Origin of the sequence: Superficieibacter sp. BNK-5, from assembly GCF_047456055.1 — a bacterium.
In the GTDB taxonomy this organism is placed as follows: Bacteria; Pseudomonadota; Gammaproteobacteria; order Enterobacterales; family Enterobacteriaceae; genus Superficieibacter.
Genome location: NZ_CP179893.1, coordinates 101839 through 114661, shown reverse-complemented (window position 1 = coordinate 114661; position 12823 = coordinate 101839). Strand labels below are relative to the sequence as shown.

11 protein-coding genes and 5 tRNA genes are annotated in these 12823 nt (G+C 54.8%); all 16 read left to right on the top strand.

Annotated elements, in window-relative coordinates; genetic code table 11:
• Positions 1–59 precede the first annotated feature (59 nt).
• The 16 genes from mltB to gshA all read left to right on the top strand — a co-directional run bounded on the left by mltB (position 60) and on the right by gshA (position 12817).
• The gene (mltB, locus tag ACMGGS_RS00615) at positions 60–1136 is read left to right on the top strand and encodes a lytic murein transglycosylase B (protein WP_414164608.1); all 1077 of its coding nucleotides are present in this window, start codon (positions 60–62) and stop codon (positions 1134–1136) included.
• Positions 1137–1406: 270 nt separating this feature from the next.
• A complete protein-coding gene (locus ACMGGS_RS00610) occupies positions 1407–2063 on the top strand; it encodes a metal ABC transporter ATP-binding protein (RefSeq protein WP_414164607.1) in 657 nt (218 codons plus the stop codon).
• Positions 2060–2920 (top strand): metal ABC transporter permease, encoded by an 861-nt coding sequence (locus ACMGGS_RS00605; protein WP_414164606.1) that lies wholly within the window; start codon positions 2060–2062, stop codon positions 2918–2920. The genes ACMGGS_RS00610 and ACMGGS_RS00605 overlap by 4 nt, the downstream gene beginning before the upstream one ends.
• Positions 2921–2935: 15 nt before the next feature.
• Positions 2936–3814, top strand: a complete 879-nt coding sequence (locus ACMGGS_RS00600; RefSeq protein ID WP_414164605.1) for a metal ABC transporter substrate-binding protein — start codon at positions 2936–2938, stop codon at positions 3812–3814.
• 128 nt (positions 3815–3942) lie between these two features.
• The gene (gene pncC / locus ACMGGS_RS00595; RefSeq protein ID WP_414164604.1) at positions 3943–4440 is read left to right on the top strand and encodes a nicotinamide-nucleotide amidase; all 498 of its coding nucleotides are present in this window, start codon (positions 3943–3945) and stop codon (positions 4438–4440) included.
• A gap of 91 nt (positions 4441–4531) precedes the next feature.
• Positions 4532–5596, top strand: a complete 1065-nt coding sequence (recA, locus tag ACMGGS_RS00590) for a recombinase RecA (protein ID WP_414164603.1) — start codon at positions 4532–4534, stop codon at positions 5594–5596.
• A gap of 132 nt (positions 5597–5728) precedes the next feature.
• On the top strand, positions 5729–6229 hold the full coding sequence (gene recX, locus ACMGGS_RS00585; protein WP_414164602.1) for a recombination regulator RecX: 501 nt from the start codon (positions 5729–5731) through the stop codon (positions 6227–6229).
• A gap of 128 nt (positions 6230–6357) precedes the next feature.
• Positions 6358–8985, top strand: coding sequence for an alanine--tRNA ligase (alaS, locus tag ACMGGS_RS00580; protein WP_414164601.1), 2628 nt, complete (start codon positions 6358–6360; stop codon positions 8983–8985).
• Positions 8986–9343: 358 nt separating this feature from the next.
• Positions 9344–9529 carry a carbon storage regulator CsrA gene (gene csrA, locus ACMGGS_RS00575; protein ID WP_000906486.1) on the top strand — a complete coding sequence of 62 codons (186 nt, stop codon included), beginning with the start codon at positions 9344–9346 and terminating at the stop codon, positions 9527–9529.
• A 313-nt stretch (positions 9530–9842) separates the two neighbouring features.
• Positions 9843–9935: transfer RNA gene (locus ACMGGS_RS00570), tRNA-Ser, on the top strand.
• 3 nt (positions 9936–9938) lie between these two features.
• Positions 9939–10015 (top strand) — tRNA-Arg (locus ACMGGS_RS00565).
• A 62-nt stretch (positions 10016–10077) separates the two neighbouring features.
• Positions 10078–10154 (top strand) — tRNA-Arg (locus ACMGGS_RS00560).
• 60 nt (positions 10155–10214) lie between these two features.
• A tRNA-Arg gene (locus ACMGGS_RS00555) sits at positions 10215–10291 on the top strand.
• A gap of 62 nt (positions 10292–10353) precedes the next feature.
• Positions 10354–10430: transfer RNA gene (locus ACMGGS_RS00550), tRNA-Arg, on the top strand.
• Positions 10431–10546: 116 nt separating this feature from the next.
• The gene (yqaB, locus tag ACMGGS_RS00545) at positions 10547–11113 is read left to right on the top strand and encodes a fructose-1-phosphate/6-phosphogluconate phosphatase (protein WP_414164600.1); all 567 of its coding nucleotides are present in this window, start codon (positions 10547–10549) and stop codon (positions 11111–11113) included.
• Positions 11114–11260: 147 nt separating this feature from the next.
• Positions 11261–12817 carry a glutamate--cysteine ligase gene (gshA, locus tag ACMGGS_RS00540; RefSeq protein ID WP_414164599.1) on the top strand — a complete coding sequence of 519 codons (1557 nt, stop codon included), beginning with the start codon at positions 11261–11263 and terminating at the stop codon, positions 12815–12817.
• Positions 12818–12823 lie beyond the last annotated feature (6 nt).

Here is a 12823-nt window from a genome sequence, read left to right as displayed (position 1 = left end):
AGAGCTGGCGGATGTTTTACCATACTTGCCTTTGCTCAAATTCGTTGAATGGAACTCCCATGCTTAAGCGTCGTTACCTGGCTCTACTTCCGTTGATTACTTTGCTCGCTGCCTGTAGCAGCAAACCCAAAACGCCCGCCGCGCCTCCTGAAACGGTGGCTCCGTCTGGCGGTTTCCTGCTGGAGCCGCAGCATAACGTGATGATGCTCAGCGGTGACTTCGCCAATAACCCGGTGGCGGAACAGTTCATCGATAAAATGGTGAGCAAGCATGGTTTTAATAAGCAGCAGCTTCAGGAGATCCTGTCGCAGGCGAAGCGTAAAGATAACGTGCTGCGCCTGATGGACCGCCAGGCACCGACCACCTCGACGCTGCCGAGCGGCCCGAATGGCGCATGGTTGCGCTATCGGCAGCAGTTCATCACCCCGGATAACGTGCAAAATGGTGTCGTGTTCTGGAATCAGTATCAGGATGCGCTGACTCGCGCGTGGCAGGTCTACGGCGTGCCGCCGGAAATCATTGTCGGCATTATCGGCGTGGAAACCCGCTGGGGCCGGGTGATGGGTAAAACCCGTATTCTGGACGCGCTGGCGACCCTTTCCTTCAACTACCCGCGCCGGGCCGAATACTTCTCCGGCGAACTGGAAACCTTCCTGCTGATGGCGCGCGACGAGCAGGACGATCCGCTGGATTTGCAGGGGTCCTTTGCTGGTGCGATGGGGTATGGCCAGTTCATGCCGTCCTCATATAAGCAGTATGCGGTCGATTTTAACGGCGATGGACGGATTAACCTGTGGGATCCGGAAGACGCTATCGGCAGCGTCGCTAACTATTTCAAAGAGCATGGCTGGGTGAAGGGCGATCTGGTTGCGGTGCAGGCCAGCGGTCAGGCCGTGGGGCTGGAAAGCGGATTCAATACCAAATACAGCGTGTCGCAGCTTGCCGCTGCCGGCCTGACGCCGCTTCAGCCGCTGGGTAATCACCAGCAGGCCAGCCTGCTGCGGCTGGATATCGGCACCGGCTACCAGTACTGGTACGGCTTCCCTAACTTCTACACCATCACTCGCTACAACCATAGCACCAACTATGCGATGGCCGTCTGGCAGCTGGGTGAAGCGGTAGCGCTGGCGCGGTAGTTCAATAACGCTTCTTGTATGCTTCTTTCGCCCCGACATTCAGCGTCGGGGCGAAAACCCCCTTAGTTAGCCTGAAATATTTCGACATATTCCTCGCGGTAATCCTGATTTACATTTCTCTACAAACTCATTATTGTTATGTTATAACGTTATGAGGTATTCCATGCTTTCTTCCACGCTTTTCTCTTTTTCTGCCGTTACGCGCCTGCTATTCGCAGTCTTGCTATTAATCGTCCTGTGGTTAGCCGTGACCTGGGCGGTAGCCCTGCCATGATTGAACTTGATCACCTTGTGGTGGGCTATGACCGCCAGCCGATTACCGCCTCGTTAAGCGGCACGATTGAAACCGGCAGCATGACGGCTATTACTGGCGTCAACGGCTGCGGTAAATCGACGCTGCTGAAAACGCTGGCGGGCTTTATTCCTCCCGTCAGCGGTACGGTCCGTTGGTCGTCCGGGCGACCGGTGATTGGCTGGCTGGCGCAGCGTCACGCGCTGGAGTCGCAGTTTCCCCTCACCGTGCAGGACGTGGTGAGTATGGGGGCCTGGCCGCGGATCTCATTGTTAAAAGCGCTGGATCGCAACCTGCGAAAGCGTATTTCGGCGGTCCTTGAGCGCGTCGGCCTGAGCGCCATGGCCGGTGTCACCATCGATCGGCTTTCCGGCGGGCAGTTCCAGCGGATGTTGTTCGCCCGCGTTCTGCTCCAGCAGGCACCGCTGGTGATGCTGGATGAACCCTTTACCGGCGTCGATGAAATTACCCGGCAAGCCCTTATGACACTCATGATTGAAATGAATCGGCAGGGGCAAACCCTGCTGGCGGTACTGCACGACAGCCAGCGCGTGGCTAACTACTTTCCTGAAAATCTTCATCTGGTGGCTGAACAGGCGTACTGGGGCAGCACGCAGGGAGCGGCGTTTGCATGATCTGGCATCTCTTTTTTCAGCCGTTTGTTGAGTTTGGCTTTATGCGCCGCGCGCTGGTGGTGTGCCTGGCGCTTTCCATGAGCACGACGGCACTGGGCGTTTTCCTGCTTTTGCGGCGGATGAGCCTAATGGGCGATGCGCTTTCCCACGCCATTTTACCCGGCGTGGCGGTGGGCTATCTGCTCAACGGTATGTCGCTTCTGGCGATGAGCATCGGCGGGTTTATTGCCGGGATTGCGGTCGCGCTGATCGCCGGATGGGTGAGTCGCCGCACGCTGCTTAAAGAGGATGCCAGTTTTGCCGGGTTCTATCTGGGATCGCTGGCGCTGGGGGTGACGCTGGTATCCCTGCGCGGCTCCAGCGTCGATCTTCTGCATTTGCTGTTTGGCTCGATTCTGGCGGTCGATACCGACGCGGCTATTTTTGTCGCGGGTGTGTCCGGCATCACGTTAGTGTGCCTGGCGCTGTTCTATCGCGGGCTGGTGAGTGAAGCGTTCGACAGCGCCTGGCTACAGGTGAATGCCCGCTGGCTGCCCTCGCTGCTGCACGGCCTGTTTCTGGCGCTGCTGGTGTTGAATCTGGTGGCCGGTTTTCAGGTCCTCGGCACGCTGATGGCGGTGGGCGTCATGATGCTGCCTGCGGTCGCCGCACGCTGCTGGGCGAATACTCTGCCGGGGCTGCTGGTGCTGGCCGGAGCAGGCGGTGTCCTCAGCGCCTGGTTGGGATTGAGCCTCTCCTGGGGAGCCAATCTTCCCGCCGGGCCATCTATTGTTCTGACCGCCAGCGCCCTGTTTTTTATATCCGTTTTATTTGGCAGGCGTAGCGGGCTGGCAAGCAGTCTGCGCGCCATTTTTTAATAGCAAGGGGAAAAGATGAAACGTACAGGGGTCATTATTGCGCTGGCGCTCAGCGTCATGGCGCAGAACGCGATGGCGAAAACGCTGAATGTGGTTACCAGTTTTTCGATACTCGGCGATATTACTCAGCAAGTCGGAGGCGATCACGTTAACGTGAGAACGCTGGTGGGACCGGACGGCGATCCGCATACCTTTGAACCGTCGCCCCAGGACAGCGCGATGCTGAGCAAAGCCGACGTGGTGGTGGTTAACGGTCTTGGGCTGGAAGGCTGGCTGGACCGGATGGTCAAAGCCTCCGGCTTCCACGGCACGCTGGTTGTCGCCTCAGACGGTATCAAAACGCATACTCTGGAAGAGGACGGAAAAACCGTGACCGATCCGCATGCGTGGAATGATGTTGCCAACGGTGTGCACTATGCGCAAAACATTCAGGCCGCGCTTGAGAAGGCCGATCCGCAAGATGCCGACGATCTGAAAGCATCTGGTAGCCACTACATTACCCAGCTTCAACAGCTGGATAGCTGGGCAAAAACGCAATTTAGCGCGATACCGCAGGCGAAGCGTAAAGTGCTTACCAGTCATGACGCCTTCGGCTACTTTGGCCGTGCCTATGGCGTGACTTTCGTTGCGCCGCAGGGACTGTCCTCGGAAAGCGAGCCGAGCGCGGCGCAGATTGCACAAATGATTAAGCAGATTAAAGCCGACGGCGTGAAAGTCTGGTTTATGGAAAATCAGCTCGATCCGCGCCTGGTCCGACAGATTGCCAGCGCCACCGGCGCGCAGCCGGGCGGTGAGCTTTATCCGGAAGCCCTGTCCGCACCCGGCGGCGTGGCGGATACCTATGCGAAAGCGATGCGTCATAATGTTGAGGCCATCGCCAACAGCATGAAATAAAGCTTTAAAGGTCAGCCCCGGCTGGCCTTTTTTCTGAATCTTCCTCGTAAAATCAACTCGTCGCCCCCATCTCCTCCAGGAAAGTGCTATCTTGTTGTCCATTCTTTTCAGCATCGCGAGGCCCCCCCATGACCGAGGGCGAATTACGACAATTAAGTGAGCGGGTAGGGCTGGCGCTTAAGGCGCGCGGCGCAACAATGACGACTGCGGAATCCTGTACCGGCGGCTGGGTGGCGAAAGTGATTACCGACATCGCGGGCAGCTCCGCCTGGTTTGAACGCGGCTTTGTCACTTACAGTAATGAAGCGAAAGCGCAAATGATCGGCGTAAAAAGTGCCACGCTTGAACAGCATGGCGCGGTGAGTGAATCCGTCGTCGTGGAGATGGCGATTGGCGCACTGCGCGCCGCGCGTGCCGATTATGCCGTCTCCATCAGCGGCATCGCCGGACCGGACGGCGGCAGCGAAACCAAGCCGGTGGGCACAGTCTGGTTTGGCTTTGCCAGCGCCAGCGGAGAAGGCATTACCCGCTGTGAATGTTTCGCTGGCGACCGTGATGCGGTGCGGCGTCAGGCCACGGCGTATGCCCTGCAAACCCTATGGCAAAATTTTCTACAAAATACTTGATACTGTATGGCTATACAGTATAATTAGCGCAACAGAACAGTAATCCCCGGAGTGGTGTAAACCAGCTTCACCCGGTATGAAAGGAGTAATAATGGCTATCGACGAAAACAAACAGAAAGCGTTGGCGGCAGCACTGGGCCAGATTGAAAAACAATTTGGCAAAGGCTCCATCATGCGCCTGGGTGAAGACCGTTCCATGGATGTGGAAACCATCTCGACCGGCTCGCTTTCGCTGGATATCGCGCTGGGTGCAGGCGGTTTGCCGATGGGCCGTATCGTAGAAATCTACGGGCCGGAATCCTCGGGTAAAACCACCCTGACCCTGCAGGTCGTTGCCGCTGCTCAGCGCGAAGGCAAAACCTGTGCGTTCATCGACGCAGAACACGCGCTTGATCCGGTTTACGCACGTAAACTGGGCGTAGATATCGACAACCTGCTGTGTTCTCAGCCGGATACCGGTGAGCAGGCGCTGGAAATTTGTGACGCGCTGGCACGCTCTGGTGCAGTAGACGTTATCGTAGTCGACTCCGTGGCAGCCCTGACGCCGAAAGCGGAAATCGAAGGTGAAATCGGTGATTCTCATATGGGCCTTGCGGCACGTATGATGAGCCAGGCGATGCGTAAACTGGCGGGTAACCTGAAGCAGTCCAATACGCTGCTGATCTTCATCAACCAGATCCGTATGAAAATCGGTGTGATGTTCGGTAACCCGGAAACCACCACCGGTGGTAACGCGCTGAAATTCTACGCCTCCGTGCGTCTGGATATCCGCCGTATTGGTGCGGTGAAAGAGGGCGAGAACGTCGTCGGTAGTGAAACCCGCGTTAAAGTGGTGAAAAACAAAATCGCTGCGCCGTTCAAACAGGCTGAGTTCCAGATCCTCTACGGTGAAGGCATTAACTATCACGGCGAGCTGGTTGACCTCGGCGTGAAAGAGAAGCTGATTGAGAAAGCCGGTGCCTGGTATAGCTACAACGGCGACAAAATCGGTCAGGGTAAAGCGAATGCGATTACCTGGCTGAAAGAGAACCCGGCTGCGGCGAAAGAGATCGAGAAGAAAGTGCGTGAACTGCTGCTCAGCAACCCGAGCGACAAGCCGGACTTTGTGATTGATCCTAACGACGAAAACGCGGCTGAAGCGAAAGAAGATTTTTAATTCTTCGGTAAAGCTTGGGGGAGGCAACGTGAATGGCATCCTCCAGAAAATCAGGTAACATCGACGGATGTTAGTCACTAAAGGGCTGCTTAATGCGGCCCTTTTGCTATTTCAACGCTTGCAGGTTTTGCTATGACAGAGAATACCCCACGCCGCTCTGCGTATTCGCGACTCCTTGACCGTGCTGTGCGCATTCTGGCTATGCGCGACCACAGCGAGCAGGAGCTGCGCCGCAAACTGGCTGCGCCCATCATCACGAAACAAGGCCCTGAAGCATCAGACGCAACGCCTGAAGATGTGGATCGCGTCATCGTATGGTGCATCGAAAATCACTACCTCGATGACAGCCGTTTCGTACAGCAGTTTATCGCCAGCCGTAGCCGCAAAGGGTATGGCCCGGCGCGCATTCGCCAGGAGCTTAATCAGAAGGGCATTCCCCGCGAGGTAGGTGAACAGGCGATGCGGGAATGTGAGATTGAGTGGGCTGCGCTTGCCAAAGACCAGGCCGTGCGAAAATATGGCGAACCGTTGCCGACTGACTTTCCACAAAAAGTGAAAATCCAGCGCTTTTTGCTCTATCGCGGCTACCTTATGGAAGATATTCAGGATATCTGGCGAAATTTTACTGATTGACCGCATACGGGATTTTACTTCCCCGTCAAGAAAACTTATCTTATTCCCACTTTTTTCGGTAGCTGGCGTTGATGTGCATCAGGGCGATCGCCGGCTACGATATTCGTTAGCTTGATTTCAGGATAATTATGAGCAAGAGCACCGCTGAGATCCGTCAGGCGTTTCTCGACTTTTTCCACGGTAAGGGACATCAGGTAGTTGCCAGCAGCTCCCTTGTTCCTCACAACGACCCGACGCTGCTGTTCACTAACGCCGGGATGAATCAGTTTAAGGATGTTTTCCTTGGACTCGACAAACGTAACTACTCTCGTGCCACAACGTCTCAGCGTTGCGTGCGTGCGGGCGGTAAACATAACGACCTGGAAAACGTCGGTTACACTGCACGCCACCATACGTTCTTCGAAATGCTGGGTAACTTCAGCTTCGGTGACTATTTCAAACACGACGCCATTCAATATGCGTGGGAACTGCTGACCGGCGAAAACTGGTTTGCTCTGCCGAAAGAGCGTCTGTGGGTGACCGTTTACGAAACCGACGACGAAGCCTATGCCATCTGGGAAAAAGAAGTCGGCATTCCGGCTGAGCGCATTATTCGCATCGGCGATAACAAAGGCGCGCCGTATGCCTCTGATAACTTCTGGCAGATGGGCGATACCGGTCCTTGTGGTCCGTGCACCGAAATTTTCTACGATCACGGCGACCACATCTGGGGTGGCCCTCCGGGAAGCCCGGAAGAAGATGGCGATCGCTATATTGAGATCTGGAACATCGTCTTTATGCAGTTCAACCGTCAGGCTGACGGCACGATGGAGCCACTGCCGAAACCTTCCGTTGATACCGGTATGGGGCTGGAGCGTATTACTGCAGTGATGCAACATGTTAATTCCAACTATGAAATTGACCTGTTCCGTACGCTGATCGACGCGGTGGCAAAAGTCACCGGTGCCACCGATCTGAGCAATAAATCGCTGCGCGTGATTGCCGACCACATTCGCTCCTGTGCCTTCCTGATCGCCGATGGCGTGATCCCGTCGAATGAAAACCGTGGCTACGTGCTGCGTCGTATCATTCGCCGTGCTATTCGCCACGGCAATATGCTCGGCGCGAAAGACACCTTCTTCTACAAGCTGGTGGGGCCGCTGGTTGACGTCATGGGTGCTGCCGGTGAAGAGCTGAAAAGCCAGCAGGCGCAGGTCGAGCAGGTGCTGAAAACCGAAGAAGAGCAGTTTGCCCGTACCCTTGAGCGTGGTCTGGCATTGCTGGACGAAGAACTGGCTAAGCTGACCAGCGATACGCTGGATGGCGAAACCGCTTTCCGTCTTTATGACACTTACGGTTTCCCGGTTGACCTGACGGCGGACGTTTGCCGTGAGCGCAATATCAAAGTCGATGAAGACGGCTTTGAAGCGGCAATGGAAGCGCAGCGCCGCCGCGCGCGCGAATCCAGCGGCTTCGGCGCAGACTACAACGCGATGATCCGCGTTGACGGGACATCTGAATTTAAAGGTTACGACCACCTCGAACTGAACGGCAAAGTGACCGCGCTGTTCGTTGATGGTAAAGCGGTTGACGCTATCAGCGCCGGACAGCAGGCCGTAGTCGTGCTTGATGAGACGCCGTTCTACGGCGAATCCGGCGGTCAGGTGGGCGATAAAGGCGAAATCAAAGGCGCAGGCTTTAGCTTTGCGGTGGACGATACGCAGAAGTACGGCCAGGCGATTGGTCACCTCGGTAAACTGACGACCGGTTCGCTGAAAGTCGGCGACGCCGTACAGGCGGACGTTGATGAAGAACGTCGCGCGCGTATTCGTCGCAACCACTCGGCCACTCACCTGATGCATGCGGCATTACGTCAGGTACTGGGGACCCACGTTGCACAGAAAGGGTCACTGGTAAACGATAAAGTGCTGCGCTTCGATTTCTCGCATTTCGAAGCCATGAAACCGGCAGAAATCCGGGCGGTGGAAGATCTGGTGAATGCGCAGATCCGCCGCAACTTGCCGATTGAAACGAACATTATGGATCTGGACGCGGCGCGCGAGAAGGGCGCGATGGCGCTGTTCGGCGAAAAGTACGATGAGCGCGTGCGCGTGCTGAGTATGGGCGACTTTTCTACCGAACTGTGCGGGGGCACGCATGCCAGCCGTACCGGTGATATTGGCCTGTTCCGCATTGTGTCTGAATCCGGCACAGCGGCAGGTGTGCGTCGTATTGAAGCGGTGACGGGTGACGGTGCCATTGCGGCCCTGCACGCCGAAAGCGACCAGCTCAGCGATATTGCGCAACTGCTGAAGGGCGATAGCCATAATCTGAGCGACAAAGTCCGTTCAGTGCTGGAGCGGACGCGTCAGCTGGAAAAAGAACTGCAACAGCTTAAAGCGCAGGCTGCCGCTCAGGAAAGCGCAAGTCTTTCCAGTAAAGCGGAAGAGATCAACGGTGTTAAGCTGCTGGTCAGTGAACTGACCGGCGTTGAACCGAAGATGCTACGAACGATGGTTGACGATCTCAAAAACCAACTGGGATCGACAATAGTGGTTCTGGCAACCGTAGCGGAAGGTAAGGTTTCTCTGATTGCAGGTGTATCAAAAGATGTCACCGATCGTGTAAAAGCAGGGGAACTGGTGGGTATGGTTGCTCAGCAAGTAGGCGGTAAAGGCGGTGGGCGTCCGGATATGGCGCAAGCTGGCGGTACTGACGCGGCGGCTTTACCTGGCGCATTAGCCAGCGTGAAAAGCTGGGTAAGTACAAAACTGTAATAACTATAAGCAGTTGCGGACATCGCTTTCTGCCAGAAAGGCGTTCTGCAACTGCACTATTGCTATCCAGACCGAACAGATTGCAGTACGATGAGAACACAATGAATTTCAGGGGCCGGGTCTGTCTGGCTTCTGGATCGGGTGCTAACATCGTGCCTGCCACCTTTATCGGGACGGTTTTATAACGATAAAGTCAGGTTGAAGTTTTGTATATCGGCTAAACTTACGTTTAACAGATTGTGATGCCGTGACTGCTTACACTTTACGTGTTGGTCATCGCTTACTTTTTGGCGTTATATGACGGATAATGCCGGGATACAGAGAGACCCGACTCTTATAATCTTTCAAGGAGCAAAGAATGCTGATTCTGACTCGCCGAGTTGGTGAAACCCTCATGATTGGGGATGAGGTCACCGTGACAGTTTTAGGGGTGAAGGGCAACCAGGTACGCATTGGCGTAAACGCCCCGAAAGAAGTTTCTGTTCACCGTGAAGAGATCTATCAGCGTATTCAGGCTGAAAAATCCCAGCAGTCCAGTTACTAATGTTTTCGCGCCTTGCTGTCTGGTAAGGCGCGGATCCCTCTCGTTTCCGTTTTCTTCTCTTTTTCGTCTCCTCCCTGCTAAATATCCTCTTTTTTTGCTGCGCTTAACCGGGCGTAAACTGCTTGCGTCCGCAGAATTTCCCGTCGAAAAATCACTCTCTTTGCCGTTTTTGCAGGCTAATTGTGTGTGAAGTGTGCAAACGATAAAAGCTTGGGAAAAATTGTTTGACTTATAAGTCCCAGAAAGTAATATGTGCGCCACGCAGCGACGATGAGCAGAAACAAGTTCTTCGAAGCACTCGTAAGAGGCGTGTGGTGAGGTGGCCGAGAGGCTGAAGGCGCTCCCCTGCTAAGGGAGTATGCGGTCAAAAGCTGCATCCGGGGTTCGAATCCCCGCCTCACCGCCATTTGCATCCATAGCTCAGCTGGATAGAGTACTCGGCTACGAACCGAGCGGTCGGAGGTTCGAATCCTCCTGGATGCACCATCTTCATCAGTGTTACGGCAGGTTGAGTAACATTGAATCTGTAGTAAAGTAGTAATTCTGATGCATCCATAGCTCAGCTGGATAGAGTACTCGGCTACGAACCGAGCGGTCGGAGGTTCGAATCCTCCTGGATGCACCATCTCTTACCTGGTACGGTGTTATGCGGTACAGGTATCAGCAGTAAAGCAGTAATCCCGATGCATCCGTAGCTCAGCTGGATAGAGTACTCGGCTACGAACCGAGCGGTCGGAGGTTCGAATCCTCCCGGATGCACCATCTTCTTACCTGGTACGGCGTTACGCGGTACAGGGTATCAGCAGTAAAATAGTTATCCCAATGCATCCATAGCTCAGCTGGATAGAGTACTCGGCTACGAACCGAGCGGTCGGAGGTTCGAATCCTCCTGGATGCACCATCTCTCTCCCTGTTTACAATCTTTCCCCATCCTGATAATTCCTCATTCTGTCGTCAGCGACAAAAAACGCCAGGTACGCTACAGTATTACCCTGTCATTTGGTTGGTGAGAACACGATGTACGAGCGTTATGAGGGTTTGATTTTCGATATGGATGGCACCATCCTCGATACCGAACCGACACACCGTAAAGCATGGAATGATGTCCTCGGCGGCTACGGCCTGCGTTTTGATATGGCGGCCATGGTCGCGTTGAATGGTTCTCCTACCTGGCGTATTGCGCAGGCGATTATCGAACTCAATCAGGCCGATCTCGATCCTTACCAGTTGGCGCGCGAAAAGACCGATGCGGTAAAAGCGATGCTCCTTGATACCGTGCAGCCGTTGCCGCTCATTGAAGTAGTCAAAACATGGTATGGACGTCGACCAATGGCGGTGGGAACCGGTAGCGAGAGCGCCGTAGCGGAAGCACTGCTGGCGCATCTGAATCTGCGCCACTATTTTGCAGCGGTCGTGGCGGCCGATCATGTTAAAAACCATAAACCAGCTCCTGACACCTTTCTTTTATGTGCTGAGAAAATGGGCGTTGTTCCGGAAAAATGTGTCGTGTTTGAAGACGCTGATTTTGGTCTGCAGGCGGCGCGACTGGCGGGTATGGATGCAGTAGACGTCCGACTGCTTTAAATACCCCTGACTTTTAGTTTGAATAGCAACAATGGCTAATAGCGCTGTAGGGGTAACTAACGTTATTCTTGGGCGTTTGTTTCCGCAGGCATGGCATGGTAGCACTACTATGATTATTACAATGAATTCGACAGGCGGGAGGTCAATTTGATCCCGGACGTATCACAGGCGCTGGCCTGGCTGGAAAAAAATCCACAGGCAATAAAAGGCATTCAACGCGGACTTGAGCGGGAAACGCTGCGCGTAAATGAAGACGGTACGCTGGCAACGACCGGACACCCTGAAGCCTTAGGGGCGGCCTTCACGCATCAATGGATCACCACGGACTTTGCTGAAGCCTTACTGGAGTTTATTACGCCGGTAGACGGCGATATCCAGCACATGCTGAGCTTTATGCGTGACGTCCATCGCTATACTGCCCGTCAGATTGGCGAGGAGCGGATGTGGCCGCTGAGCATGCCGTGCTATATCGAAAATGGTCAGGACATCGAATTAGCACAGTACGGCTCCTCAAACATGGGGCGTTTGAAAACGCTTTATCGTGAAGGTTTAAAAAATCGCTATGGCGCGCTGATGCAGACCATCTCCGGCGTGCATTACAACTTCTCTCTGCCGATGGCCTTCTGGCAGGCGAAATGCGGCGTAACGGACGTTGAGAGCGGCAAAGAGCAAATCTCAGCAGGTTACTTCCGCTCGATTCGCAATTACTATCGTTTTGGCTGGGTGATCCCGTATTTATTTGGTGCGTCACCCGCCATCTGTTCCTCTTTCTTGCAGGGCAAACCCACCACGCTACCGTTTGAAAAAACCGAAAGCGGCATGTGCTATCTGCCCTGGGCGACCTCGCTGCGCCTGAGCGATCTTGGCTATACCAATAAATCGCAAAGCAATCTCGGTATTACGTTTAACGATTTGCAGACTTATGTGGCAGGGTTGAAGCGGGCGATTAAAACGCCTTCTGAAGACTATGCCAAAATGGGTCTACAAAAAGACGGTAAGTATCTGCAAATCAACAGCAATATTTTGCAGATTGAAAACGAGCTGTATGCGCCGATCCGTCCGAAACGCGTTACCCGTAGCGGGGAGACGCCGTCGGATGCGTTGCTGCGCGGCGGCATTGAATATATTGAAGTGCGTTCGCTGGATATCAATCCGTTCTCGCCGATTGGCGTGGACGAGCAGCAGGTACGTTTCCTCGACCTGTTTATGGTCTGGTGTGCGCTGGCGGATGCGCCGGAAATGAGCAGCGAGGAGCTGCTGTGTACGCGTACCAACTGGAACCGGGTGATCCTCGAAGGGCGTAAGCCGGGTCTCACGCTGGGCATCGGCTGCGAAAGCGCCCAGTTCCCGCTGGTGCAGGTCGGCAAAGATCTGTTCCGCGACCTGCGCCGTGTCGCGCAAACGCTGGACGGCATTGAAGGTTCTGACGCCTATCAGAAGGTATGTGATGAACTGGTCGCCTGTTTCGACAATCCGGAGCTGACCTTCTCGGCGCGTATTCTGCGCATGATGAAAGAGCAGGGGATTGGCGGGACGGGTAAACAACTGGCAGCAGAGTACCGCGCCACCCTGCGGGAAGAGCCGCTGGAAATCCTGAGCGAAGATGATTTTATTGCCGAGGGTAAAGCCTCATGGGAACGCCAGCGTGAGGCTGAGGCGGCAGATACTGAGTCGTTTGAAGCCGTTCTGGCGAGACATGCCTGATACAAA